The 26,382-nt window shown below is 56.8% G+C and carries 18 protein-coding genes; 16 read left to right on the top strand and 2 right to left on the bottom strand.

From position 1 onward, the window contains the following. The first annotated feature begins 56 nt into the window (after nucleotides 1-56). From HYD27_RS14020 to HYD27_RS14075, 12 genes are all read left to right on the top strand, one after another. Nucleotides 57-3,398 (top strand): DUF5107 domain-containing protein, encoded by a 3,342-nt coding sequence (locus HYD27_RS14020; protein WP_375373917.1) that lies wholly within the window; start codon nucleotides 57-59, stop codon nucleotides 3,396-3,398. A gap of 11 nt (nucleotides 3,399-3,409) precedes the next feature. Continuing rightward, nucleotides 3,410-4,357, top strand: a complete 948-nt coding sequence (locus tag HYD27_RS14025) for an aldose epimerase family protein (protein WP_219216088.1) — start codon at nucleotides 3,410-3,412, stop codon at nucleotides 4,355-4,357. Between the two features lie 375 nt (nucleotides 4,358-4,732). Further along, entirely contained in the window at nucleotides 4,733-6,853 is a 2,121-nt protein-coding gene (locus HYD27_RS14030) for an alpha-galactosidase (protein ID WP_309242066.1), read from the top strand. A 301-nt stretch (nucleotides 6,854-7,154) separates the two neighbouring features. Next, nucleotides 7,155-9,224, top strand: coding sequence for an alkaline phosphatase family protein (locus HYD27_RS14035; protein WP_219216093.1), 2,070 nt, complete (start codon nucleotides 7,155-7,157; stop codon nucleotides 9,222-9,224). 1 nt (nucleotide 9,225) lies between these two features. Then, nucleotides 9,226-9,570, top strand: a complete 345-nt coding sequence (locus HYD27_RS14040; protein ID WP_219216095.1) for a thioredoxin family protein — start codon at nucleotides 9,226-9,228, stop codon at nucleotides 9,568-9,570. 99 nt (nucleotides 9,571-9,669) lie between these two features. Next, nucleotides 9,670-10,578, top strand: a complete 909-nt coding sequence (locus HYD27_RS14045) for a LysR family transcriptional regulator (protein WP_219216097.1) — start codon at nucleotides 9,670-9,672, stop codon at nucleotides 10,576-10,578. 31 nt (nucleotides 10,579-10,609) lie between these two features. After that, nucleotides 10,610-11,269 carry a DMT family transporter gene (locus HYD27_RS14050; RefSeq protein WP_219216099.1) on the top strand — a complete coding sequence of 220 codons (660 nt, stop codon included), beginning with the start codon at nucleotides 10,610-10,612 and terminating at the stop codon, nucleotides 11,267-11,269. Then, nucleotides 11,269-11,583, top strand: a complete 315-nt coding sequence (locus HYD27_RS14055) for a DMT family transporter (RefSeq protein WP_219216101.1) — start codon at nucleotides 11,269-11,271, stop codon at nucleotides 11,581-11,583. Before HYD27_RS14050 ends, HYD27_RS14055 begins: the two co-directional genes overlap by 1 nt. Nucleotides 11,584-11,844: 261 nt before the next feature. Further along, nucleotides 11,845-12,852: an ABC transporter permease subunit gene (locus HYD27_RS14060; protein WP_228745128.1), complete on the top strand. Its 1,008-nt coding sequence runs from the start codon at nucleotides 11,845-11,847 to the stop codon at nucleotides 12,850-12,852. A 35-nt stretch (nucleotides 12,853-12,887) separates the two neighbouring features. Continuing rightward, complete coding sequence (locus tag HYD27_RS14065) at nucleotides 12,888-14,012, top strand: taurine ABC transporter substrate-binding protein (RefSeq protein ID WP_219216102.1); 1,125 nt, start codon at nucleotides 12,888-12,890, stop codon at nucleotides 14,010-14,012. 34 nt (nucleotides 14,013-14,046) lie between these two features. Continuing rightward, complete coding sequence (locus HYD27_RS14070) at nucleotides 14,047-14,940, top strand: ABC transporter ATP-binding protein (protein ID WP_228745129.1); 894 nt, start codon at nucleotides 14,047-14,049, stop codon at nucleotides 14,938-14,940. Nucleotides 14,941-15,129: 189 nt separating this feature from the next. Continuing rightward, complete coding sequence (locus HYD27_RS14075) at nucleotides 15,130-15,585, top strand: GNAT family N-acetyltransferase (RefSeq protein WP_219216104.1); 456 nt, start codon at nucleotides 15,130-15,132, stop codon at nucleotides 15,583-15,585. Between the two features lie 509 nt (nucleotides 15,586-16,094). Here the strand turns inward: HYD27_RS14075 and HYD27_RS14080 are convergent. Next, a complete protein-coding gene (locus tag HYD27_RS14080; protein ID WP_219216259.1) occupies nucleotides 16,095-17,594 on the bottom strand; it encodes an amidase in 1,500 nt (499 codons plus the stop codon). A gap of 167 nt (nucleotides 17,595-17,761) precedes the next feature. Between HYD27_RS14080 and HYD27_RS14085 the strand changes: the two genes are divergently transcribed. After that, nucleotides 17,762-18,541, top strand: coding sequence for a CPBP family glutamic-type intramembrane protease (locus HYD27_RS14085; RefSeq protein ID WP_219216107.1), 780 nt, complete (start codon nucleotides 17,762-17,764; stop codon nucleotides 18,539-18,541). Between the two features lie 178 nt (nucleotides 18,542-18,719). On the opposite strand, the gene HYD27_RS14090 is transcribed toward HYD27_RS14085, so the two are convergent. Further along, on the bottom strand, nucleotides 18,720-20,312 hold the full coding sequence (locus tag HYD27_RS14090; protein WP_219216108.1) for a cellulase family glycosylhydrolase: 1,593 nt from the start codon (nucleotides 20,310-20,312) through the stop codon (nucleotides 18,720-18,722). Nucleotides 20,313-21,067: 755 nt separating this feature from the next. On the opposite strand from HYD27_RS14090, the gene tyrS reads away from it, so the two are divergent. From tyrS to HYD27_RS14105, 3 genes are all read left to right on the top strand, one after another. Beyond that, nucleotides 21,068-22,327, top strand: a complete 1,260-nt coding sequence (gene tyrS, locus HYD27_RS14095) for a tyrosine--tRNA ligase (protein ID WP_219216111.1) — start codon at nucleotides 21,068-21,070, stop codon at nucleotides 22,325-22,327. Nucleotides 22,328-23,891: 1,564 nt separating this feature from the next. Further along, the gene (locus HYD27_RS14100) at nucleotides 23,892-24,902 is read left to right on the top strand and encodes a LacI family DNA-binding transcriptional regulator (RefSeq protein ID WP_219216113.1); all 1,011 of its coding nucleotides are present in this window, start codon (nucleotides 23,892-23,894) and stop codon (nucleotides 24,900-24,902) included. Nucleotides 24,903-24,919: 17 nt separating this feature from the next. Continuing rightward, complete coding sequence (locus HYD27_RS14105) at nucleotides 24,920-26,368, top strand: extracellular solute-binding protein (RefSeq protein ID WP_219216115.1); 1,449 nt, start codon at nucleotides 24,920-24,922, stop codon at nucleotides 26,366-26,368. The last annotated feature ends 14 nt before the right edge of the window (nucleotides 26,369-26,382 follow it).

Here is a 26,382-nt window from a genome sequence, read left to right on the forward strand (position 1 = left end):
CCCATGCGTTGATCCGTAAGATAAGGTATAGCAGGAGAATTTCTTATCTGGAAAGGATGGCAGCCATGGCAAACCCGGCAGAAGTGAAAATATGGGAGGAAACCGTTGGGATTCCCACCTATGAAACAGGCCAGCCCGACAAAAATCCGATGTTTCTGGAGAAGCGGGTCTATCAGGGCAGCTCCGGCCGTGTATACCCGCTCCCCGTCATTGATAAAATTCATGACCGGAAGGTAATGAAGCCGTACCGGATCGTATTTCTGGAGAATGAGTTTGTGCAAATTCAGGTGATGCCAGAGATTGGAGGGCGGATTTACCGGGCGCTCGACAAAACGAACAATTATGATTTTGTGTATTACAACCGGGTGATCAAGCCCGCGCTTGTCGGCCTGACGGGACCGTGGATTTCCGGCGGCATCGAATTCAACTGGCCGCAGCATCACCGGCCGAATACGTTCGGACCGGTGGAATACCGGCTGGAGCAGAGCGGCGGCAGCGCCACGGTGTGGGTCAGCGAGATCGACCGGATGAACGGCACGAAGGTGACCGCCGGCTTCACGCTGTATCCGGGCAAGGCCTATCTGGAGATCTCGGCGCAGCTGTACAACGGGACGCCGGAGCCGCAGAGCTTCCTGTGGTGGGCCAATCCGGCCGTTGCCGTCAATGACCATACCCAGTCCGTGTTCCCGCCGGATGTAACGGCGGTCTTTGACCACGGCAAGCGGGATGTGTCGCGGTTTCCGGTTGCGACGGGCACCTATTACAAGATGGATTATTCCGCCGGCGTCGATATTTCCCGCTACAGGAATATTCCGGTGCCGACCTCCTATATGGCCTACAAGTCGGATTATAATTTCGTCGGGGGCTATGACCACGGGGTACAGGCCGGACTGCTGCATGTGGCGAACCATCATGTCTCGCCGGGCAAGAAGCAATGGACCTGGGGCAACGGGGAGTTCGGCCGGGCCTGGGACCGGAATCTGACCGATGAGGACGGCCCTTATATTGAGCTGATGACCGGAGTGTACACCGATAACCAGCCGGATTTCACCTGGCTGCAGCCTTATGAAGAGAAGTCCTTCAAGCAATATTTCATGCCGTACAAGGATATCGGCGTGGTCAAGAACGCTTCGGTTGAAGCGGCGGTCAATCTTGAGGTTGATCCCGGAGCGCGCACGGCGGCGGTGCTGGCCTATGCCACCTCGGTGTTCGAAGGGGCGGTGGTAGAGCTCAAGGGCCGGAGCCGGACCTACCGGTCCGAGGCTGTGCTGCTCTCCCCGGAATCGACGTATAAGGCGGTTGTTCCGCTGGATGGAGACGACCGTCCGCATGATCTGACCGTAACGGTGCGCACCAGGGAAGGACGGCAGCTGATCGCCTACCGTCCGGCCAAGCCGTCCATTGAGCAGGTTCCCGCTGCCGCCAAGCCGCTGCCGAAGCCTGTGGAGCTGGCTACGAACGAACAGCTGTATCTGGCCGGCCTGCACCTGGAGCAGTACCGCCATGCGACCTTTGAACCGGAGGCGTACTACCTGGAGGGGCTGAAGCGCGACCCGGGGGACATCCGGATCAATGTGGCTTACGGCACGCTGCTGCTGCGCCGCGGGCTGTTCGCCTCTGCCGAGCAGCATTTCCGCAAGGCGGTGAATTCGCTGGTCTGGCGCAACCCGAATCCTTACGACGGCGAGGCATACTACCAGCTCGGCCTGTCCTTGAAGCTGCAGGGGCGGACAGACGAGGCCTTTGCCGCTTTGTACAAAGCGGTATGGTCTGCGGCCTGGCAGGACAGCGGCTATTTCACGCTCGCCGGCATCGCCTGCGGACGCGGCGGTTACGCCGAAGCGCTGGAACTTGTCGAGCGCTCGCTTATCCGCAACAGCCGTAACTATAAAGCCCGCCATCTGAAGGCGGCGCTGCTGCGCAGGCTGGGAGACCCGGCGAAGGCGCTGGCCTGGGCGGAGGAGACGCTTGCGCTTGACCCCGCCGATTTCGGGGCCGCCAATGAACGGTGGGCGGCGCTGCTGGACCTGGGCAAAGCGGCACAGGCGGAGGAAGCGCTCGCCGGACTTCGGCTCTTCATGCGGGATGATGTGCACAATACCCTGCAGCTGGCCTCCGATTACATCGGCTCCGGGCTGTTCGGCGAGGGCATAACGGTGATGGAGCGGATTGTGCCGGGTGCGGAAGCCGCCGGTTATCCGATGGTGCATTATACGCTGGGGTATGCCTACAGCGAAGCCGGCCGCCCGGAGCTTGCCCTGGCGCACCGGCAGGCCGGACAGGCCGCGCTGCCGGATTATTGCTTCCCGAACACCCTGCTGGACCTGATCGTGCTGGAGAGCGCCATAGCTGCTGACCCGCAGGACGGAATGGCGAATTATTATCTGGGCAACTGGATGTATGACAAGAAACGCCCGGAGGATGCGATTGCCTGCTGGGAAGCGTCCCGGTCGCTCCGGGCCGGCTTTGCAACCGTCCACCGCAATCTGGCGCTGGCGTACTGCAACAAACGCAAGGACCCGCAGGCGGCGCTCCAATCCTTGGAGCAGGCCTTCAGCCTGAATCCCGCGGATGCGCGTGTATTCTACGAGCTGGACCAGCTGTACAAGAAATTGGGCCGTGCCGCTGACTGGCGGTTCGCGGAGCTGGAGGCGCACAAGCCGCTGGTCGAGCTGCGGGATGACCTTTACCTGGAGTTTGTCACGCTGCTGAATGCCCTTGGGCGGTACCCGGAGGCCATTCATGCGCTCGAAACGCGGATTTTCCATCCCTGGGAGGGCGGAGAAGGCAAGGTGACCGGTCAATATGTGCTGGCGCATGTGGAATGGGGGAAGCTGCTGCTGAAGGAAGGCAACTGCAGCCGGGCGGCGGCGCTGCTGTCCAAAGCCCTCGTATATCCCGGAAATCTGGGTGAAGGCAGGCTGGACGGAGCACAGGAGAATAACATCTACTATTATTTGGGCTGTGCGCACGAAGGGCTGAAGGCCGGGGAACAGGCGGAGAGCTGCTGGAGAGCCGCCTCGCAGGGGCTGGAGGAACCGGCCGGAGCGATGTATTACAATGACCAGCCGCCGGATATGATTTTCTATCAGGGTCTGGCCTGGCAGAAGCTTGGCGTGGAGCAGGAGGCGTCCCGGCGCTTCAATAAGCTGGTTGACTACGCGGAGAAGCATCTGTTCGATGAAATGGCCTTTGATTATTTTGCTGTTTCGCTGCCGGATTTCCTGGTGTTTGAGGATGACCTGAACAGACGGAACGAAATTCACTGCCGCTATATGCTGGGACTTGGCTTGCTCGGTCTGGGGCGGAAGGAAGAAGCGGCGGGCCGGTTCACCGAGGTGCTTGGCCTTGAGCCGGGTCATCCGGGAGCGACGATTCATCTTGAAATGTGCCGGTGAGCGGCCCGGGCATGGTTAATTGGCAGGAATCCGAGGTGGAAGGGCATGCCGCCTGGACCGGGGAAACCGGCCTGATCTCGGTCTGCGTCATCCCCGGACTTGGCGCTAAGGCCATCTCCCTGCGCAGCCGCAGGACGGGCCGGGAATGGCTGTGGCGCAGCGGGAAGCCGCTGGGCAATGAAGGCTACGGCTCCTCCTTTGCCGCGGGAGACGAGAGCGGCTGGGATGAAATGTTCCCCGGCATTGATGCCTGCGGATACCCGCTTCCCCCTTGGGAAGGCCGTCCCGTTCCCGACCACGGCGAGGTGTGGGCGCTGCGCTGGAGGCATTGCATTGCCGGGACTGCCCTCCACTGTGCGGTAGAAGGAGTGGAATTTCCTTATTTGCTTGAAAAAGTGTATTCTTTTGCCTCGGAGAATATATTGCGGATTGATTATACGCTGACGAACCGTTCGGAAGCGCCGTTTTCCTTTCTGTGGGCGGCCCATCCGCTGCTGCGTATCCGGCAAGGGATGCGGCTGCTGGTTCCGGACGGCCTGGACGAGATCGAAGTCGCCTTTTCGGCAGAACAGCGCCTGGGTGCAGCCGGGGACAAGCGGCCCTGGCCCTTGGCAGAGGTCTCCGTCGGTACCGCCGATTTAAGCATGGTTGAGGCGGAGAAGGGCCGTTTTGCCGAAAAGTATTATTTTACCGGCAGGCTTAAGACCGGCTTTGCCGGAATCCGCGACCCGGCGACGGGCGAGGCTCTTACGTTCAGCTTTCCGGCCGGCCAGGTGCCGTATTTGGCAGTGTGGGCGAACTACGGCGGGTTCGGCGGAAATTATCAGCTGGCGCTTGAACCGGCGACGGGCCGGATGGACAGCCTGGCGCGGGCGGTGCGGCGGGGCGGGGCCGCGGAGGCCGGACCCGGCAGCCGGTACCGGTGGTATCTGGAAGTGAAGGTCGATGATACAAATTGAACTTGAATTTTTTCGCATTTAAGCCAGATAACAAATGAGGATTTGTTACATGATTGTATTTTAGCGTTATTTACAGGATAAGATACGCCGGAACCTTCACTTGAATGAGCTTTGAACCGGCAACAGCTTCATGCCGGGCCATTCTTAACTTTTCGGTCCGGATTATATAGCGGGGGGATTACCCGGGAGCTTTACCCCGGCGGGCAGCTTGCCGGTTATGAGCCGGAGCCTCCGGGCAAAAATTGTCCTGAGCCGTATTGGGAGCTCCCATGGAAGGCAGATCCAATGGTGCGGCACCCACTTATTGTCAAAGGGACCGCCGCCGGTGCGCTCAAAGGACAAAATTACCGGCGGCTCAAAAAAAGGAGGATTTACGTGGGCATCCATTATTGGGAACAAGAGAATATATTTGAGCTTCGCACGGAGCGCTCTTCTTATGTATTTGGCGTGAATGAACAAGGCATCCTGCAGCACCTGTACTGGGGGGAGCCGGTGGAGGCCAGGGAATGCGCCCCGCTGCTTGCCATCCGCACCCACAGCTCATTTGACAATGACTTGAACAGTGATCAGGCGGAGTACGGGGGCAGGGGAGGCGGCAATTACGCCGAGCCTTGCCTGCATGTCCATTTCTCCGACGGCGTCCGTGATCTGAAGCTTCGCTATGCGGGCTGCGAGCTCGTCTCGGAGAACCGCATCAGCATCCGGCTGTCGGATGACCATTATCCATTGCGGGTGGAGCTTGGGTATACGGCCATACCGGAAGTTGACTTGATTGAACGGGATGTCCGCATTTTCAACGGCGGAGACACGCCTGTGCGGGTTATTCAGGCTATGGCCGCTTCCTGGACGCTTCCGCCTTTGCGGGATTACCGCCTGACTCATGTTACGGGACGCTGGGCGGGTGAATACCAGCTCAGATCTCAGCCGCTGTCCGAGGGGAGGAGGGTGCTGGAATCCCGAAGAGGCTTCACCGGACCGCACAGCAATCCCTGGTTCGCGGTCGACAACGGGAGGGCTGATGAAGAGACGGGAAAGGTGTGGTTCGGAGCGCTGGCCTGGAGCGGCAACTGGAAAATCACTGCCGAGAAATCAAACTTCGGCCGTCTGCACGTTCTGGGCGGCATCAATGATTTCGACGGAGCCTTTGAGCTGGGGCCGGGGGCAGTCTACTCCTCTCCCGTCTTTACGGGCGGGTACGTCTCCGGCGGCTTCGGCGCGATGAGCCGGAATTTGCACCTCTATCAGAGCCGGTATATTCTTCCGGGCGGGCGGGTCCGGAAGGTGCTCTACAATTCCTGGGAGGCGACCGGATTTGCGGTGAACGTTCAGGAGCAGAAGAAGCTGGCCAGACAGGCCGCCCGCCTCGGCGTGGAGCGGTTTGTGGTGGATGACGGCTGGTTCGGCGCCAGAAACAGCGACATGGCCGGCTTGGGCGATTGGACCGTGAACCCGGAGAAGTTCCCGCTGGGGCTGCAGGAGCTGATTGATGAAGTCAAGGGATTCGGCATGGATTTCGGTCTGTGGGTGGAGCCGGAGTCGGTTAATCCGGACAGCGATCTGTACCGGCAGCATCCCGATTGGGTCTATCAGTTCCCGAACCGTGAGGGCACACTGCTCCGCAACCAGCTGATGCTCAATCTTGGCCATCCCGAGGTCAAGGCCTTTGTGCTTGAATTTATGACAGAGCTGCTGGACTCCTATGATATTTCTTTCATTAAATGGGATATGAACCGGACGGTCACGGAGCCCGGCGCCTTCCCGCTCGCGGAGCATGCCGGGGACTCGGTATGGATCAGGCATGTGGAGCATTTGTACGAGATTTGGGCCGAGCTCAGACAGCGGTTCCCGCAGGTGGAATTCGAGACCTGCGCAGGAGGCGGCGCAAGAATCGATCTGGGCATGCTGCGGTATGCGGACCAAGCCTGGATCAGCGATAATACGGATGCCCTCGACAGGCTGCTGATTCAGGAAGGCTTCTGCTATGCGTACAGCCCGTCCGTGATGATGTGCTGGGTGACGGAATCGCCGCATGGCATGAACGGCAGAAGCCTTCCGCTCGCCTTCCGCTTTCACAGCGCCATGATGGGGGGACTTGGAATCGGGGCCGATATCGGCAAGTGGAGCGATGCGGAGCTGTCGGAGGCAGCCCGGTTTGTGGCGCAGTACAAAAAAATCCGTCATGTGATAGCCGAAGGCAGCCTCTACCGTCTGGCCTCAGTGCGCGAAGGGGGCTTGGCGGCCGGCCAGTATGTCAGCCCGGACCGTCAGGAGACAGTTGTCTTTGCCTTCCGGCAGGCCCAGCATTTCGGGTATTCGGAGCAAAGAATTACACTGCGGGGACTGGACCCGGATGCGGTCTACAGCATGGAAGCGGCGGAGGGTCTGACGCAGACCCTGTGGCACGGCTCCACCCTGATGAATCTGGGCCTGCCGCTGTCCCTGAGCGGAGATTATGCCAGCCGGATGATTCATTTACAACGGCAGCCCGCCCGTTGAAGACAACAAGGTACCCGATGCCGTGAGGCGGGGTACCTTGTTGTTCTTTTTGTGCAGGCAATTATGAATTTTCTTTTGTTGCGGTTAAGGCATGTATAAGTTGGGAAGCAGTTCTGATACAGAAGCTCTTGTCCGCCGAAAGCCCCGCAGTGCCTCTCTTCTCCGGGGATAGGCGCCGCTTATACTGGTATAACCAACGTCTATTTAACAAGCGCACCGGCAGCCGTCTATAATAGCTTCAGAGGTTAATTCCGAGTTAACTTATTGGAATATCTAAATTACCCGTGAACGGAGTGAAAAGATGGCAGACAGCAATAAAAAGGCGAAAAAGGTAATGCTGCTGGGCCTTGACGGCGCCGACCCGGCGGTAATCCGCAAATATGTGGCGGAGGGCAGGCTTCCTAATTTCAAAAGAGCGATCGATGCCGGTGTGACGACCGTCGATCTGGGCATGCAGAGTGTGCTTCCGGCGATTACACCGCCGAATTGGGCGTCGATTGCGACGGGTGCTTATCCTGCGACCCACGGGATTACCTGCTTCTGGAACCATACGCTCGGCAACGAGCTGGATGTGCTGGATTACGGCTTTGACTCCGGGCTGCTGAAGGCGGAGACGATTTGGCAGGCTTACGCCAGAGCGGGCAAGAAGAGCATTATTTTCAACTATCCGACGTCCTGGCCGCCTCAGGTGGAGGATGCCATCTATGTGGACGGAACCAGCATTTATACCAATCTCCGCGGATATATCGATTATGAAAAAGTGTACGAAGGCCGCACCGGTGATTTCGGCCTGACCGAAATTCCCCATGTGGTGGACAATACGGGAGCGAACTGCCGGTTTGAAGGCGAGGAAACCTCGCAGAAGGCGGAGATCAGCAAGGATACCTACGAAGGCTACGGCTACGCGCAGCCGGGGCTGGTAACCACCACCCAGGACGGGGAGCTGTCCGCCGATGTGCCGACGGCAGACCAGATAATTACACCGCTGAGGCCTGCCGAAGGCTGGGCAGCCGCTCCGGCCCATGCGCGGGAGTTCGCGGTTCCGGTGAACAACGGACAGGCGCGGCGTTACGGTTTACTGGTCGCCGACAACGGAGGCGTATATAACCGGATTCAGATCTATGCCTCGAAGGGAGCGGAAACGCCGCTCGGCGAAGCGGCCCTTGACGAATGGAGCGGCTGGATCTACGACAATTACACGATCGACGGGGCCGCCATTCCCGTAGCCTACAAAATCCGCGTGCTGGAGCTGGACCCGGCGGGCGAGAGCTTCAAGTTCTATTCCTCGTATGTGCTTGACCTGAAGACAGGGAAATATTTCTACCCGCAGAGCGTCGGGGAAGAGCTGTACAGCAAGGTTGGTCCAATGCTGCAGCCTTCCAATTACAGCCGCCTGAGTCCGCAGGCCGATCAGGTTCTGCTGGAGTCGATCGCGGAAATGTACAGCTGGCATGTGGATGCGATCAGCCATCTGCTTGATACCAATGACTGGGATTTGTTTTATACGCATATGCACGGAATTGACATGTTCAACCACTTTTATCTCGACCATACCCTGCCTGCTGCGTCAGCGGAATATGAACGTTACCAGGAGCTTATCTATCAGATCTATGAGATCAGCGACCGCTTCATCGGCGCTCTGCTGGACCGGCTGGATGAAGACACAGCGGCGTTCATCGTTTCGGATCATGCGGGTGTGGCGAAGAACCCGGAAACGGATCATCCGCTCATCGGCGATATGTGGGGCATCAATGTCGGCATTCTCGGCGAGCTTGGGTATACGCAGCTCAAGGAGAGCGCGGGCAGCTATGAGATTGACTGGAGCCGCACCACTGCGGTTGCCCAGCGCGCGACCTACATCTATTTGAACGTCAAGGGCCGCGACCCGCAGGGGATTGTGGATCCGGCGGATGTGGACAAGACGGTGGAGCAAATCATCAACGACCTGTACAGCTACCGTGATCCGAAGACGGGACGGAGAGTGATCAGCTTTGCGCTGAACCGCAATGATATGGAGGTTGTGGGGCTGGGCGGTGAGAACGTCGGCGATATCTTTTATATTCTGGAGCCTGACTTTACCCGCTGCCATGGCAACGGGCTCAGCAACCATACCCTGCTGGGCTACTCGATGAAAGCCCTCTTCATTGCCCTCGGAGCCGGTGTGAAAAGCGGGGAAGTTATCGACCGCAAGGTCAAAGTGGTGGATATCGTGCCGACAATCTGCCATCTGACCGGCTCGCCGGTGCCAAAGAATGCAGAGGGCGGAATCCTCTATCAGATTCTGTCCGCAGCTGCGGCAGAGGAAGAATCCGCAGAGCGCGCCGGGGAACCCGCAGCACCGGTGGCAGCAGGAACAGGCGGCGGAGCGTAGGATGCGCACGGAGATTCCGCGTAAGCGGATTCCTCATATCACAGACAGGGAGTTCGATGACTTGACCTTCGGCAGCGGTCAGCCCGTACTGGTGTTCTTTGGGTCGCGGCGCTGTAAAATCTGCAGGCAGCTTTTTCCGGTCGCCGAGGCGGTTGCCCACGATTTTCATGGCCGGATGAATGTGTACGGTGTGGATGCCGGCAAATACCGGCCCCTGTTCCAAAGACTGCGCCTGAGAGGCATCCCTCAGCTCGTGCTGTTTCTGGGTGGAGAGGTCAAGCTGCGGATCGGAGGCTTTCACCCGAAGGAGGTATTGGTGGATAAAATAGGGCAATGGGTGCCATAGGCTTTTTGAAGGCGGACAAATCTGCAGCTCTTTTTCCTAGTAGTCACATTGGTTTTATCATTATATAATGAGGCTACTAAACGTAAAGAGGGAGAGGCTATGCGTCTGGAACAGCTCTATCATATTGTGGCGATTGCCCAAACGGGCTCGATATCAACGGCTGCCGAACGCTCTTATATTTCTCAGCCGGCATTGAGCTCATCCGTGTCCAAGCTGGAAATTGAGCTCGGAATTCCACTGTTCAAGCGCACCAACCAAGGGGTTCACCCAACCGATGCGGGCCAGGCCGTTATTCAAAAAGCGATGGAGGCCATCGACCTGCTGGAGGATATCAAAGCGTTGGCTGAGGAGAGCACCCTTTCCATGACCGGAAGCATCCATCTTGCCGTCGAGCCGTTCATCAGCAACACCATCATGGTCAACACGCTGACTACGTTCAAATACAAGCACCCCAATGTCAATGTGCTGATGAAGGTCGGAGAATCGAACAACAATCTGCGTGACATAGCGGCGGGCAAAGCCGATTTCGGTGTTGTGATGAAAACCTGCGGACAGCCCGGGGAGAAGGACCTCTGCCTCCGGGAATTGTTCAGGGACCGCTTGGTGCTGCTCGTCAGCCGGGATTCCGCTTTGGCTGCGAACAAATCAGTGACACTCACGGAGGCGCTGGCCCAGCCGCTGGTCCTGTACAATACGGAGTTTGCCACCGATTGCTGGATCTCCGAGCTGCTGAGAACATATGGCGATTTCAACGTGGCCTACCGGCTGGACAGCTTTCCCATGCTGGAGAATGTCATTTCCCTGAATCTATGCGCCGCCTTTGCCCCGAAGTTCATGAGCGATTATTTTCTGGATAAGGGAAGTATTGTGCCGCTGGATATTTCCGATACAGAGCTGGATGTCTCGATTGTTCTGGCCTGGACCAAACGCCATCATCTGTCGCTGATCGAAAAAGAAATGATGGAAACGATCAAATCGCTGTGCTCCATGTTCCAGTTCATCGGTTAGACCGTTCAAACCGCTTAAGGAGAAAATAGATATGAAGCCACTCGAAGAAGGCTCTGCACCCAAATTCCACGGCCGCACTGCCTGGCTTTTCGTGGCCGCCGGGGGGCTGCTGGATGTGCTATGGGCGGTCGGCCTGCAGCGCAGTGACGGATTCCGCCTCCCGGGGCCGAGTGTTTTTGCATTGTGCTGCATTGGGCTTAGCTATGCTTTCTATGTAAAAGCGATAGCGCTGCTCCCCGTGGGGACAGCCTATACGGTATTTACCGGAATCGGCGCGGCGGGAACCGCTGCTGCCGGAATGCTGCTTCTGGGCGAGCCCGCCGGCGGCTGGCGGATATTTTTCATCATGCTGCTGCTCGGCGGCATGCTTGGGCTTAAGCTGACCGCCGGTGAAGCGGGCGGGAGGGCTGAAGGCGGGGAAGGGGAGCCGGCCCCCATCGGGGCACCGCAGTTAATGAGCAAAAGCGCCGGGCGGGAGTTAACAGGCCCGGGTGCTGGAGCGAAGTTGACCGTCCCGGGCGCTGAGCTGGAGCCTACAGGCCCAAGTGAGCCTGCGGAGTCAACGGTCCCGGACGCTGAACAGGCGCTGCCGGCTGTAAGCGCTGCGCCGGGTCCGGCAAGGCAGGCACGCCTTTTGCCGGGGGCGGAAGTGCGCTCTGATGCCGGCGGCAGTCAGAGGGAGCGCTCCTGATGGCCTGGCTGCTGCTGGTCCTTGCAGGCCTGTCCGAGGTAGCCAGTGTTCCCTTGCTGAAGCGGTCACAGGGGTTAAGCAGGCTGATGCCTGCGGTCTCGGCGCTGGCTGCGCTGGCGCTCAGCTTTTACTGCCTGTCCCGCTCGCTGATCTCTATTCCTGTCGGAACGGCATACGCTGTGTGGACAGGCATCGGCTCCTGCGGAGCGATCCTGACAGGTATCCTTTTCTATGGCGAATCTGCCGGAGCGGGCAAGCTGGCTGCACTGCTCTGCATGATCATCGGCATGATCGGGCTTAGCCTCACCTCCTGACCGCAGCAGCATGGGCTTATTTGCCGGACTGGAACTGAATTTGTGGCCGCAGACCCGCTAATAGCAGGTTTTAGTTGTAAGGAATACAGGGATTCAGGCTCGGGTTCCGGTCTGGCTCCTGTTTCGGCTCGGACCAGAATCTCAATTCTGTTCTGTTTCAGACCCGGAGCAGCCCGGACCGCACCATTTTTGCGGCAAGCCATGCTTGGAAGCTAGTAAATTGTATATTATGCCGGCAGGATAAGAGAGGAGACGCTGACCTTGCAAAGCAATACCGGGCAAGCCTTCACACAGGAAGGCGGGAACAGCACCACCACCAACATTAATAACAACACCAGCACGAAAAGCACGAACATTAATAACGGCACCAGCAGCAATAGCAGCAAAAACGCCAGCATCAGCACCGGCACGAACACCAATAACAACACCAATCACGCCAGCACCGCCAGCACCGCCAGCACCAATAATGCCAAGGCCAGTTCAGCAATCAAACCGGTTCTCTCAAAAGAGTGGCTGTACCGGGGCATTTCCGTGGGTTCGGTACTGGCTGCCCTGCTGTTGTGGTGGCTGGCAAGCGGGAAAGGCTGGGTGAACCCGCTGTTTCTGCCGAAGCCGCAGGCTGTCTGGTCAGCATTCACCGATATTTTGCACGAAGGCTATAAGGGGCAGACGCTGTTCACCCATATTTGGACCAGTATGAGAAGGCTGTTTCTGGCCCTGGCCGCTGCCTTCTTCACCGCTGTCCCGCTCGGCGTATTATGCGGACGTTATCGGGTGCTGCGCGCGGTGGTGGACCCTTTTATTGAATTCTACCGTCCGCTGCCGCCGCTCGCCTATTATACGCTGCTGATTCTGTGGTTCGGGATTACGGATGTTTCAAAGGTGCTGCTGCTGTTTCTGGGAGCCTTCGCCCCGCTCTTCATCACTGCGGTTTTCAGTGTCCAACGGCTCAGCAAGGACCGGATTAACGGTGCCAGATCGCTGGGAGCGCGGGGCTGGAAATTGTATGCCTTCGTCATCTTTCCTTCGGTGCTGCCCGAGCTTCTTACCGGCCTGCGCACCGCCGTCGGCGTAAGCTACGCCACGCTGGTGGCCGCTGAAATGGTGGCTGCGGTATCCGGGGTCGGCTGGCTGGTGCTGGATGCAAGCAAGTTTCTGCGCAGCGATATTATGTACATGGGAATTATCATTATGGCAGCGATCGCTATTGCTATAGATCTCATTATCCGTGGATTCATCCGCCGGGTGTCTCCCTGGACGGAGCAATAAACAGTACAGGTTATCAAAAGGGAGAGTTGACAAAAATGAAAAAGCTTCAGACAACCGGCTTTCGATTAGGTTCACTATTGGCTATTTTTGCCGTGCTGCTGGCGGTTTCCGCCTGCGGCAGCAACAACGCAAACGGCGGGGACCCCGCTCAAGCCGCCGTTGCCGGCACAGCGGCCGGCGCAGGGTCCGCGGGCGGGACTTCCCCGGCGCCCTCCGCCGTGACGGAAGAGCTGCCGGCAGAGATCCGCATCGGCTACCAGGTCTCTCCGAACGGCGAACTGCTCGCCAAATCGCTGGGCCTGCTGGAGCAGAAGTATCCGGAAATCAAGATTTCCTGGCTCAAATTCGATTCCGGGCGCGACGTTAATGTGGCCATTGCCAGCGGAGGCATCGACTTCGGCCTCCTGGGCACGCCTCCCGGAGCATCGGGCGTAGCTCAGGGCCTGCCGGACCAAATCTATTATATCCATGATGTGATCGGGCAGAGCGAGGCGCTGGTCGTGAAGAATGCTTCCGGCATTGGCTCGCTGGGCGGGCTTAAGGGGCACAAGATTGCAACCACGTTCGGCTCCACCTCCCACTTCAGTCTGCTGTCCGCATTGAAGCAGGAGAATATTGATCCTTCCACGATCACGATCCTGGATATGCAGGCTCCCGATATCGTCGCAGCCTGGCAAAGGGGCGATATCGACGGTGCCTATACCTGGCAGCCCAGCCAGTCGAAGCTGGTGGAAGACGGCGGCAAGGTGATTATTACCTCCGCCGATGTGGCCGCCAGAGGCGGAATTACCGGAGAGTTTGGCGTGGTGCACAATGATTTCATCGGGAAATATCCGAATGTGGTCAAGGGATATATCTCTGTACTGGATGAGGCGGTCAAGTATTACCGTGATTACCCGCAGGAGTCGGCGGAAGCCATGTCCGGCGAGCTGGGTCTGAGCGCTGATGCAGCCCTGAAGGCCATGAATGAGATTATCGTGCTTGACGCCTCGCAGCAGACCGCGCCTGAATATATGGGGACACCGGATCAGCCCGGTGCGTTCGGACAGCTGCTGAAGGATACCGGGGATTTTCTGCTTGAACAGAAGTCAATCACAGAATCACCTGAATTGTCCGTCTATCAGCAGGCGCTGAGAAGCGATCTGTACCCGGTTCAGTAAATAAATCAGTGATACACAAGAAGGGGAGGCCGCTATGATCTTTGAGAAAAAGCTTAACGGTACCGGCACTTTAAGTGCAGGTGCCTACGGGGAATGCAGGCATGCCAAGGATTCCGCAGCATTGCATGAGGCTCCGGCGTCATCAGCGGCCTTGTCCGGCAGTGAACCGGGCATTCTGCTTCAGGGCATCGGCCTGTCTTACGGCAAGGGAGCCGCTGCGCGCCAGGTGCTGCTGGAGATTGATATGCGGCTGTCACCCGGAGAATTTGCCGCAGTCCTCGGACCCTCCGGCTGCGGCAAAACCTCCCTGCTGAATATTATCGCCGGGTATGTGAAGCCCACGCAGGGGAGCATCGCCATCAACGGCAAGCGGCATATCCGGCCCGATTCCGAGGTCGGCGTGGTTTTTCAGCAGGCAAATTTGTTTCCATGGCTGTCCCTGGCCCGCAATATTGAATTCGGCCTGCGGATGAAGAATCTTCCCAAGGCGGAGCGCAGAGATAAAGTCGCTTACTTCCTTGATATGATGGGGCTGACTTCCTCGGCCAAGCTGCTGCCGCACCAGCTGTCCGGAGGGATGAAGCAGCGGGCGGCCATCGCCCGCACCTTGGCCGCCGAGCCGGAAATTATTCTGCTGGATGAGCCGTTCAGCGCCCTGGACGCTTTAACCCGCGAGAATATGCAGCTTCATTTGCGGGAGATTTGGCGCAAGACCGGAACATGCATGTTTTTCATCACCCATGATGTGGATGAGGCCCTGCTTCTGTCCAGCCGTCTGATTGTCATGCACCCTGAACCCGGAAGAGTAGTTGAGGATTTCCGCAATCCGCTGACCTTATCCGGAACAGAAAGGCCGTTCAATGACATTCGGACGGGCAGGGAATACAGTGAGCTGCGGCAGCATCTGGTTTCACGGATGGAGGTATAAAAGACGGCTGCGCCTTTAATACGGGTGCAGCCGTCTTTGTTGTGCAGAAAGAGGAAGCGCCGGTCCAGAGGATCATCCCTTCCTTGCACTGACGGGAAATGTCACAGTTGAACTGCCGCGTGCCAGTATAAGATAGGGTTATCATCACAGCCGGACACAGGGCTGCAAGAATAATGGAGGAGTGGTTAAATGCTGAGTGTAATCAAAGCCGGAACCGGGCACCTGGAAGAAATGAGTCTGCTGCTTAGTGAGCTGTTCGCAATGGAAGCGGACTTCGCTGATGAATGCGATACGGACAAGCAGCTGGCCGGGCTCCGGCTGATCCTGGAGCACCCGGACCGGGGGGTGCTGCTGCTGCTGCTGCGGGACGGGGAAATTGCGGGAATGGTGAATCTGGCGTTTGCCTTCAGCACCTACGAAGGCGGACCGGTAATCATGCTGGAGGACTTTATTGTAGCCGCGGCAGAGCGCGGACAAGGCAGCGGACGGTTTTTCATGGACCGGATTGTCGAGTACGGGAAGGAAAATGGTTTTCTGCGCATCACGCTGCTCGCCGATGCCGGGAATGCGCGCGCGCTGCATTTCTACGAGGCTGCAGGGTACAAGTATTCCAATATGAGATGTCTGCGGCTTGGCCTGGGCTGAAATGGTTGCCGAGGTCAGCCCGTTTACCTGGCGGCGCCTGCCGCACATTGTTGAGCCTGGCACCAATTTGGCTGCATTTAATACAACAGATTGTCTCCAAATCAGCAACAAAACAAAATCTGCTGTACTCTGTACAGTCGAATCCGGAGAAATGGTCCTTTGGGGCCGGAAATCCGGAAATCAATTGCACAGAATACAGCAGAATGCGGTTTGCCGCGTAATTTGCAATTTCTATTGCAGAGAGTGCAATCAAACGTTGCAATTCCTCCCTGCATTAACCGCAGACAGTCCAGAGATTCAAACTGCAATCAAACTGCAATTAAACCGCAATTCCTCTCTGCAAGAGACAGCCATGCCGCTCTTCCGCAGCTTTTCCGGCGATGGAACTTCGACTGCAGGCAGGCAAATGCATTTGCAGGATAGGCAGCGCCTGTATCCACAGTTCTGTGTGGACAGGCATACCAGGGGTGCTCTGGCGAAGTATACAAAGATTGGGCCTCACAGCCCGGTCAGGGAAACATCGGATTTCCCTTCATGCCTACCCACAGCTCCGATTGCTCCAACCGGGCGGCAAGCTGCAGCAGCAGATCCTCGCGGCCTTTGGAGGCCATAACCTGCACCCCGATTGGCAGGCCGGCCGGTGTAAGATGCACCGGAACGCTCATTGCGGGCTGGCCGGTCAGATTGGCGAGCTGGGTGAAGGGGGTATAGGTCAGGCTGGGCTCGAACATCTCGTAGATCATCCGCCGCTGCTCATCCTTCGGCAGCCCGCTCACCTCCAGCAGCCGCCGGGTTTCATCCGGTGTCTGGGCAAGCTCCCCGATCCTGGGGGCTGAATCGGCATTGGCAGGGGTAATATACAGATCATAGCGTCCCAGCAGGCCTGCCATTTGCGCGGCGGCTACGTCCCACTCGTTCAGGCTGTGGACGAATTCGGCGGCGGATACCTTTTTACCGGCTTCGGCAAGCACCCAGGTGACGATATCCACCTCGTCTGCCCTGATGCTGCGGCCCATTCCGCTTTCGAGCGACTGGAACATGGCTGCTACCTCGCCGGCGTTCATGGTATAGTAATTTTCCATCAGCCGCACGCCATTCACCGGGCTGAGCTTCTCTTCCACCTCGTGGCCTTCGGCCTGCAGCCATTGCGCTGTTGCCAGCACAGCGGCTGCAGCCTCCCCGCTGACGGGCGTTCCGACCGGAGAGGCGGCAGTGAACGCGATCCGCAGCTTCCGCTGTGCGGGCTTCAGGAGGTCGTCCAGATAGACGCCGGGATACAGCGGCGTCTGAAAGGCGGCCTCCGGCTGCACAATCTGCAGCAGATCAAGCATGGCCGCGCTGTCGCGCACCGACCGTGTCAGCGCGAAGTCGATGGAGGCGCCCTGCCACTGGCGGCCGATTCCCGGGCCTACCGGGGTGCGGCCCCGGGTCGGCTTCAGTCCGAACAGGCCGGTGAACGAGGCCGGGATGCGGATGGAGCCGCCCCCGTCGCTGGCGCCTGCGGCGGGAACGATGCCGGAAGCAACCGCGGCGGCGGCCCCGCCGCTGGAGCCGCCGGGCGAGCAGGCAATGTTCCACGGATTCCGTGCCGGCCCGTGGAGCAGCGGCTCGGTGATATTTTTGAGTCCGAATTCAGGGGTATTCGTATGTCCCAGCGGAATGAATCCGCCGGCCCTGAGCCGGGCGACATAGTTCGAATCCCGTTTGGCGATATTGTCCTTCATCAGCACGGCGCCTGAGGTCAGCGCTTCGCCGCCGATGGCCTGGGAGATATCCTTCAGCAGAAACGGCACTCCGGCAAACGGCCGGGACGCATCAGCCGCAGGCATCGTATCGGCTTCCCGGAGCGCCGCCTCCCGGCGGGTGCGGACCACGGCATTCAGGACCGGGTTCACCTCGTCCAGCCTGGCGAACGCCGCCTCTGCAAGCTCGCGGGGCGAGACCTCCCGTGCTCTGACCAGCGCGGCCAGACCCAGCGCATCATAAGTGGAATAAGCAGAAAACTTCATCATGAATAACCTCTTTCCGGCAGGGATGCTATCTGCAATCCGCTGATCTGATTATTGGCAGCATGTTCTCTATGTATGATTATCCATTGAATAAGCAGAGTTGCTTCCTGCATTATACACCAGAAGGTGCATTTTTGAAGAATCTATGGGAGGGGGCGGAGCGTACCATGAGTACACAGAATTCCAAATACCTGGTTTTTTTGCTGCTGGTGATAGTATTCACCATCCCTTTTTACTTATGGGGGCTGCTGTTTCCTGTAGAAGGCCTGCCGTTCGGCCTGCCCATCAGCTTTCTGGCGATCCTGGTTCCCGGCGCGTTGGCGCTGATTTATGCGTGGAAGGACCAAGGTGCACAAGGAGCCGCGTCCATGCTCCGAAGCGTTTTTGACGCCGGCCGGGCCAGCCGTTCAGCGCTGGCATTCTGCTTGCTGTGCATGCCGGCGGTGGCCGTACTTTCCTACGGGGCCATGGCGGCCTTTTCATTCCCTTTGCCTGCGCAGACAGTGATTCCTTATGGGGAGATTCCCGTCATGCTTGTGCTGTATTTCCTGGGAGCGATTCCTGAAGAGCTGGGCTGGACTTACACACTCTCAGCACCGCTAAGCCAAAAATATGGCGTAATCCCGGCAGGCGTTCTGATTGGCGGCGTGTGGGCGCTGTGGCATATCATTCCTTGGAGCGAGAACCATACGGCCGGGTGGATTGCCGGCATGTGCCTCCTGGATATTCTCATGAGAATTGCGATGCTGCATGTGTATGTGTATGGGGGGAAAAGCCTGTTTACGGGTATCGTGTTTCATATGATGATCAATGTCAGTATGGGCCTGTTCCCGAACTCCGGCTCCCACGCCGATCCCTGGATATTCAGCGCATGGATGGCTGTGCTGCTGGGGTTGCTCATGTACCGGAGCGGGCCGGCCGGAAAACGGAAGCTACAGGCAGGCTAAGCATGGCTGCCGGCAGCTTGCAGGATAACAGCTGCCGCAAGCTTTCCGCGGAGAAGAGGTGCTCTGCAAGCCGGGCCGGCTGCAACGGCACCTCTTTTGGGGCGGGATACGCGGGCTTGCAGTGGTTCTTGCTTATTTATTGCAGCTATTGGGAATTGCCTTTACTCAGGGCTTTTACTCAGGGCTGTATCCCGGATATCAGCGTGCCGTTCCGGTACAGGGTTACATGATTCCAGAGGGTAAAGGCTGTTTTGGCGGCATCGAAGGAATAATCATCGGCCTCGTTGAAATTGCTCCAGTCACTCTTGTACAGACGCAGCTGGATTTCACCGGTTTGCCCTCCGGGCGCGAGGCTGCCTGCTGCTGAAGTGAAGCCGATCTCCACATAGGCGTCTGCACCAGTGCCGCTTGCGCTCCCAAATGCAGCCGTGATATTGGCTGCGCCGAGCTGGGACCAATCAATGACGGCATTCAGGCCCTGTGAGCCGTCCCTGGTGAAGTAATAGCGGATCTTCAGCCCGCTCAGGCTGACGGCAGAGGCGCCGTTGTTCCTGATATTGAAGAAGGGCCTGATCTGATTGTCCCCGGTATTCGTATCCGCGGCGCGGTAGTACAGCTCAAGGCTGCCCGGAGCGGCCGTTGGATCAGCCGAAGGTGTCACGGCAGCTGTAGGCGCCGCAGTAGCCGTAGGTGCGGGCGTTGCGCTTGCCGTAGGCGCCGGTGTCGGCGCAGTGCCATTGTCCGGCACAGGCACATAACCGGCGGTGGTATAGATTGTGTTAAGTACGGAGGTTGCCTTAGTGCCATAGGTCCCGTTCACCACTGAGTTTCCCCAATCGGAGAGGGCACCCGCCGGTCCGCCGGCCAGATCGAGATATTCGACTCCGCCGCCGTTGCCGTACCAGGACCAGGCGAGCCAGCCGACCCCCTTTTGCTGCGAATAGCTCATAATTGCCGCCTCGTCGACATCTCCGCCCGTATGCTTCCAGCCGAATTCCCCAATAATTACCGGAACTCCAGTGGCCAGGGCGCTGTCGATATTGCTCTGCACCGTGGCAGCTGTGCCGCCCGCATATTCATACATGTGAATCGAGAAGATCGTGTTGTGGAGGGGATCGGAATTGAACACCGCAGGGCCGCTTGTGAAAATAGAAGCCGGATATTGTCCCCAGCCTGCTGCATCCACAACGAGAGTGTTTCTGATGCCTGCCGCCCGGAGTGCAGGGATGGCGGACTGGTAGCCGCCGGCCCAGGCTGGGGTGCTCCAGGAGCCGTACCACTCATTGGCAATATTGACAATGACCCGGTCTTCCTTGCCGATCAGGGCATCCTTGATGCTGATCCAATAGCCGACGGCAGCGTTCAGAGCAGAGACATCGTCCGAGCCTGTTGCATCATGAACCTCAAGCATGACGGTGAGCTTGTACTGGTCGCAGAGCGCAAGAATGGCCTGTACCTCGGACAGGCTGTCCAGGGTCCACTGGCCTCCATCCGAGAGCACGATGCGGACGGTATTGGCACCGGTTGCCGCAATGGCCGGAATAGCCGCCGCCAGATCATTTTTGTACCACGTATGTGCGTGATTGACGCCCCTCATCACAAAAGGGCGGCCTGTAGCATCATACAAAGTGGTATCGCTTACATAAAAACCCTTGACCGGGCTTCCAGCCGCCGCAGCCTGCTTCTGAGGAATCGGGTAGGAGAGGATAAGAACAAGAGCTGCAACCAGCAGACAAATGCTGCGCAACGAAAAATGCTTGCCGGATTTCATTAGCAGTTCCTCCTTTGCATATTTGGATTTCCTAAAATATCCATATATATCCAATATAACACAGGAAAGTTTGTTTGGATATGGTTATGCAATTGCAATAACAAAATTCGGCGAAATTCATTTGAAACTTAACAGAATTAGGGGCCGGGTTAGTCCAGTAAATCAGGATAGCTCTGTCCGGCATTGACAACAAATTTTGAATTGTCTATACTTTCAGTAATCTTATAGCTGATATACGTTGAACGAGACAGTAGCAGCCTTGGTCCCTGTCCCAGAAAGCCGGGGGGTGATGGAACCCGGTACACACGAAGACTGCGAATTACACTCCGGAGTATCTTGGGTAATGCCAAGCGGAAGGAAGCGAACGATACCTCGCTGAGAGTGGTGCGGAACCGGTCTTCGGGCTGTCCGTGCAATTTGGGTGGTAACACGGTTAATATGATCGTCCCTGTGTCTTATTGGACAAGGGGGCGGTTTTTTTGTTGGTTAGAATATTATAAATTTCTTTTGCTGCGGATAAGGTGTGTATAAAGCCGGGGATAAGTTAAAATGCGCGGTAGCCGTGCGAACAAGGGGATGCGGGGAGAAATAAGTTCACTTTTTCCGCTTGGGTGACTTCCCGGGTTCCGTCCATGCCGCGCCTTCGCGGCAATCAGAGGGCCGATTGCGGGGCTGTCATAACGATGTCCCCAGCTTGGACACCGTTATTTTAAGAATAGACCAATATGATATTTAGACAAAGGGGCTGTAACACAGTGAACATTATTGATGAACTGGAATGGCGCGATGCGGTCAACCAGCAGACGGATGCGGAAGGACTGCGGGAATTAACGAATACGAAGGCGATCTCTCTCTATTGCGGCGTTGATCCGACGGGGGACAGCATGCATATCGGCCACTTGATTCCGTTCATGATGCTGAAACGCTTCCAGCTTGCCGGACACCGTCCGGTGATTCTGATCGGCGGGGCAACAGGCACCATCGGCGATCCGAGCGGCCGCCAGAGTGAGCGTTCCCTGCAGACGATGGAGCAGGTGCAGGAGAATGTGGACGCGCTGACGGCGCAAATGAAGAAGCTGTTTGTGACCGAAGGCGGCAACCAGGTCCGCATGGTCAACAACTACGATTGGACACAGAAGATCAACGTGATTGAATTTTTACGGGATTACGGCAAAAACTTCAGCATCAATACGATGCTCGCCAAGGATGTGGTCTCCAGCCGTCTGGAGAGCGGGATTTCGTTCACAGAATTCTCGTACCAGATTCTGCAGTCCATCGATTACCTGCACCTGTACCAGCATGAGGATGTGCAGCTGCAGATCGGCGGCTCCGACCAATGGGGCAACATTACGAGCGGGCTGGATCTTATCCGGAAAAAAGAAGGCGCGGAAGCCAAGGTCTTCGGCCTGACCATCCCGCTGATGCTGAAATCCGACGGCACCAAATTCGGCAAAACCGCAGGCGGGGCCGTGTGGCTCGATCCGAAGAAAACAACGCCGTATGAGTTCTACCAGTTCTGGGCCAACACGGATGACCGGGATGTGGTGAAATATCTCAAGTACTTCACCTTCCTGACCCAAGAGGAAATTGAAGCCCTGGCGGAGAAGGTGCGGACTGAGCCGCATAAACGCGAAGCGCAAAAAGCGCTGGCAGAGGAAATGACCCGGTTCGTACACGGCGGGGAGCTGCTGGAGCAGGCGAAGCGCATTACCGCTGCCCTGTTCAGCGGAGATATCCGTTCCCTGACCGCCGAGGAGATCGAAGAGGGGTTCAAGGAAATGCCGACGTATACGGCGGGCCCGGATGCCAAGAATATCGTGGACTGGCTGGTAGACCTGGGCATTGAGCCATCCAAGCGCCAGGCGCGCGAGGATATTGCCAAAGGAGCGATTTCACTCAACGGCGAGCGTGTTACGGATGTCGCCATAGAGGTGGGCGCCGGAGATGCAATCGGCGGGCGTTTCATCATTATCCGCAAAGGCAAAAAGAATTACAGTCTGGTAAAGCTGGCATAACGCCGGTTTCCGCGATCCACCAGGCAAGGGGTGTCCCAAAAGCCATAACGGCTGAGGGGCACCCCTTTTTTTGAAGATAAGACTTTATCCTGAATTTCGAAAGTGAATTGAACCCATCCAGATCGGACAAGGGATAACCCCTCTCTTTCCTTCACCCATTGGGTGCAAGCTGTTTGTAGCAAGACATCCCTTCGTGTAGAGCTTTTTAGATGATTTGTGGATACTTACTTTCGAAATTCAGGTTTATATGTTTCACGCTATCAATCAGCCTTATCTTTCCCGCTGGAACGGATACCATCCTTATAAGGACGGCGAAGCCGTTTCTGCTTGCGCAGGATATACGCAGGCTTTTGGAGTGGACACTCCGCGAACGGAGCGTTGTCCGGGTCGCTGTGCTCTCCAGATTTATTTCATTCCCCTTAGGAGCTGCGAGGAAATGAGTACCCGCTTTTATTGACAAAAGCTCCACGGTTTTGGGAGTTTTGTCAACAATGTAGCGGTACTTTATTTCGCCGCAGTCTCTTAGCGGTGAAAATCCGGAGATCCATCCATCCGTCCGCTGCCGCTGTTCCGCGGGTCCATCCGTCCGCTCCGCTGTTTAAACGGGAGGCGGTTCTGTAATCTTTAAAAAACACAATAAAGAAACTTAATGTATATGAATGGAACCGGCTTATATGAAATGAACCGGAGAAAACTGAACAAGCTGATGGAACGCAAGGAGGAGATTCATATGGAACGGAAGCGAAGTGTAAAAAGTAACACTAATGAGCTGGAATTTTGGATTCAACGGGCTTTAGTGGGATTTTGTACACTTAATGGAGGCCATCTCCCCCCATATGGCTGATTTCAACCGGATTAGTTATCCTTTTTCCCACTACGGATGATTCAGTATCCGAATGCGCTGGATTAGTTGTACTTTTTCCCACTAGGGATGATCCAGTATCAGAAGGCGGTGGGTTAGTTATCCTTTTTCCCACTAGGATGGCTGCCCTTTGGATGAATGGTTCAAGTTCATTTTAATTTAGGCGTATTCCCCGTAAGGGAGAGAACTGGATCGATTAGGGTTCCTTTTTCCCGCTAACCCTTGCGAAAAAGCGGCTGGGGGAATATGAAGTGACCTTTTCCACTTGTGGCTCCCCGCCTGGCTCCAGCAGCCAGCCTTACACCTGAAATGCCAACAGCTGCGCTGCCCGGTCAAGGACGGCGAAGCCGTTTCCACTTGAAAGATAAGACTTTATCCTGAATTTCGAAAGTGAATTGAACCCATCCGGATCGGACAAGGGATAAACCCTCTTTTTCCTTTACCCATTGGGTGCAAGCTGTTTTTAGCAAGACATCCCTTCGTGTAGAGCTTTTTAGATGATTTGTGGATACTTACTTTCGAAATTCAGGTTTATATGTTTTGGGGTCCCCGCAAAGTACCTGAGTCTTCATCGAAGCCAAGGCCCTACTTTGTGGGGTTATTTTGTCGAACCGGTTCGATGTATTTTACATAGAAACAAAACCATCCTAACGGCAGTTTAATATCAAGGCCTTATGATCATAGGGAGGAGGGAGTGAGAGCATGGCTACCATAACGGATGTTGCGCTAAAGGCAGGGGTTTCCAAAAGCACAGTTTCCAATGTGTTCAGCAAAAAACGGCCGATTGGGCAAGCCGTAACCAGGCGGGTTCTGGAAGCCGCCAAAGAACTGGGATACCACCCCACCTACTGGGCACGCCAGCAAGGGTTGCCAAAGAACAGAATCATTGGACTTTTGCTGCAAAATACATCGGTATTTACTTCCTTTCATTTTTCACTCATGAAAGGAATTGTGCAGGCCTGCCGTGAGTACGGCTACCGGCTCCTGGTCAATACAGTGCCGCCTCCCTGGACAGTAGAGCCGGACTATGTGGCAGGAAGTCCGGTGGACGGGGAGATTGTGCTGGATCCGACCGAGCCGGACGGGCGGATAGAAGAACGAATTAAACAAGGGATGCCGATGGTTGTTATCGGCCGTCCGCCGTATGCCTATGCTCCGCATCTAAGCTCGGTCGATAACGATAATACCGGAGCGGCACAGCAGGTGACGGATTATTTGCTGGAGCTCGGACATACGCAAATTGCCTTCATCAATGCGCCCAGGGAAACAACTGTATCGCAGGCGCGGGAAGCCGGCTACCGCGCGGCATTTAATGCCCGGAGAGTTCCGGTGCCTGAACAGCTGCTGCATTACAGGACACAGGGCATGGAGGGTGGGGACGTTCATGAGCTGGCGCTTCAGCTCTTGCGCCGTAAGCCGCAGGTGACGGCCATCATGGCCGATTCCTCGCAGGAGGCTGCGGAAATTTACCGGGCCGCGGCGGAAGAAGGAATCGGGATTCCCGCCCGGCTCTCGGTGTTTGCCTTTATGAACAGCAGCGAACAGACGGATTTAAGGCCAGGATTGTCATCGGTGAATCTGAACGCCGAAGACCTTGGCTTTGAAGCGGCGAAGCTGCTGATTGAGCGCTGCGAAGGCAGAGGGGCACAGATCAAACAGGTTGCTATAGGCACTACGCTTGATATCAAAGGCTCATGTGCCGCAAAAATTTAGCGGGAGGGTTCAGAATTATGTCTATTGTCCGAGGATTAAAAGGCTTCACTTTGCTTATCGCCGCCGCTGTCTCCTTGGCTGCCTGCGGCAGCAACGGCAGCAACCCGGCATCGGAGGATACAGTACAGGGGAATTCACCTTCTCCGTCGGCACAAGTATCCGGAAATACAGAGAAGAAGACGCTGCGCATTCTGTCGGGTGTCGCCGGAGGGAAGACACCGGAGGAGAATGCACAGTTTGAGGCCGAGGTGCAGCGGCTGACAGGCATCGAGGCTGAAATTGAGAAACCGGCGGCTGATTATTCCAAGAAGCTGATGGCAGCGCTGGCCGGAGGAGAACAATACGATCTGGTCTACATGGGCAAAACAGAGATGGACCAGCTGGTTGAGCAAGGCGTTCTCATGCGGCTGAACGACAGGATAGAGGCTTCGGCAGTGCTGTCGGACCCGCAAGTGATTGAGCCTGCCGAATGGGAGCAGGTGAAATACGGCGGCGACATCTATTCCATTCTGAACAAAAAAGAGGGAGGCACCCTGCCGATTGTCCGCCAGGACTGGCTGGACAAGCTGAACCTGGCTCAGCCTGCAACGCTTGATGAATTCTATAAGGTGCTGAAAGCTTTTAAGGAGCAGGACCCCGACGGCAATGGCAAAGATGACACCTATGGACTAAGCACATCGGGGCTGTATGATATTCAGGGCTTCATGAGCGCCGCCGGAGTGAAATACCGCTATGTGCTCGACGACAGCGGCAAACGGAGCATTCCTTATGCCACGGAAGCGGCGGTTCCGGTGTATGAGTGGTTTGCGAAGCTGTACAAGGAGGGCATCCTTGATCCGAATTTTGCCACCAACGATACGGGGAAAATGCGCGAGATGTTTCTGACGGACCGTGTCGGGATGGTCACTTACTGGGATGCCTGGGTAGGATTGTTCAACAACATGCGCCAAACGGAGGACCCGGATACGGCTTTCGAGGCCAAAGGCATCAAGGGTGCAGTATCGCCGGACGGCAGCTTTATGCTGCGCCGGGGTGATCCGAGTGTCTGGGGAATCCCGGTGAATGCGGAGCATCCCGAGACAGCGATAGAATTCATGGAATTCTGGCACAGTGAGCCCGGCAATATTTTATCCACACTGGGGATAGAGAATGTGGACTGGACTCCGGGCGGCAGCGGCGGCTACGAATTAACGGCAACGGGAGCAGAGCATGGCATGGACCACGGCGCCCCTTTTCCCAGCAATACAAATTTCGTCAATCCGGTAGGAACGCTGCCGGGAGCACTGGAGGCCCGTGAAATTATTTTCAGCAGCAACTCCACCATTGAGCTTTCGACGGCAGATTGGCCCAATGCGGAAAAGATTGTTCAGAACTATGCGTTCAAGGCGATGATGGGTGAAATCCCCGCTGCCGAAGCAGTGAAATCGATGAATGCAGAATTAAAGTCCGCCGGACTGATTGATTGATGCTGACGGTTATT

It is taken from the genome of Paenibacillus sp. S150 (assembly GCF_019352175.1).
Classification (GTDB): Bacteria; Bacillota; Bacilli; order Paenibacillales; family Paenibacillaceae; genus Paenibacillus_AQ.

Excerpts from the sequence above, each read along its gene's own strand:
- HYD27_RS14045 (WP_219216097.1), top strand. The coding sequence starts at position 9,670 with ATGCGTCTGGAACAGCTCTATCATATTGTGGCGATTGCCCAAACGGGC.
- HYD27_RS14025 (WP_219216088.1), top strand. The coding sequence starts at position 3,410 with ATGGTTAATTGGCAGGAATCCGAGGTGGAAGGGCATGCCGCCTGGACC.
- HYD27_RS14070 (WP_228745129.1), top strand. The coding sequence starts at position 14,047 with ATGATCTTTGAGAAAAAGCTTAACGGTACCGGCACTTTAAGTGCAGGT.
- HYD27_RS14080 (WP_219216259.1), bottom strand. The coding sequence starts at position 17,594 with ATGAAGTTTTCTGCTTATTCCACTTATGATGCGCTGGGTCTGGCCGCG.
- HYD27_RS14020 (WP_375373917.1), top strand. The coding sequence starts at position 57 with ATGGCAGCCATGGCAAACCCGGCAGAAGTGAAAATATGGGAGGAAACC.
- HYD27_RS14050 (WP_219216099.1), top strand. The coding sequence starts at position 10,610 with ATGAAGCCACTCGAAGAAGGCTCTGCACCCAAATTCCACGGCCGCACT.
- HYD27_RS14035 (WP_219216093.1), top strand. The coding sequence starts at position 7,155 with ATGGCAGACAGCAATAAAAAGGCGAAAAAGGTAATGCTGCTGGGCCTT.
- HYD27_RS14075 (WP_219216104.1), top strand. The coding sequence starts at position 15,130 with ATGCTGAGTGTAATCAAAGCCGGAACCGGGCACCTGGAAGAAATGAGT.
- HYD27_RS14100 (WP_219216113.1), top strand. The coding sequence starts at position 23,892 with ATGGCTACCATAACGGATGTTGCGCTAAAGGCAGGGGTTTCCAAAAGC.
- HYD27_RS14085 (WP_219216107.1), top strand. The coding sequence starts at position 17,762 with ATGAGTACACAGAATTCCAAATACCTGGTTTTTTTGCTGCTGGTGATA.
- HYD27_RS14090 (WP_219216108.1), bottom strand. The coding sequence starts at position 20,312 with ATGAAATCCGGCAAGCATTTTTCGTTGCGCAGCATTTGTCTGCTGGTT.
- HYD27_RS14040 (WP_219216095.1), top strand. The coding sequence starts at position 9,226 with ATGCGCACGGAGATTCCGCGTAAGCGGATTCCTCATATCACAGACAGG.
- HYD27_RS14065 (WP_219216102.1), top strand. The coding sequence starts at position 12,888 with ATGAAAAAGCTTCAGACAACCGGCTTTCGATTAGGTTCACTATTGGCT.
- HYD27_RS14105 (WP_219216115.1), top strand. The coding sequence starts at position 24,920 with ATGTCTATTGTCCGAGGATTAAAAGGCTTCACTTTGCTTATCGCCGCC.
- HYD27_RS14055 (WP_219216101.1), top strand. The coding sequence starts at position 11,269 with ATGGCCTGGCTGCTGCTGGTCCTTGCAGGCCTGTCCGAGGTAGCCAGT.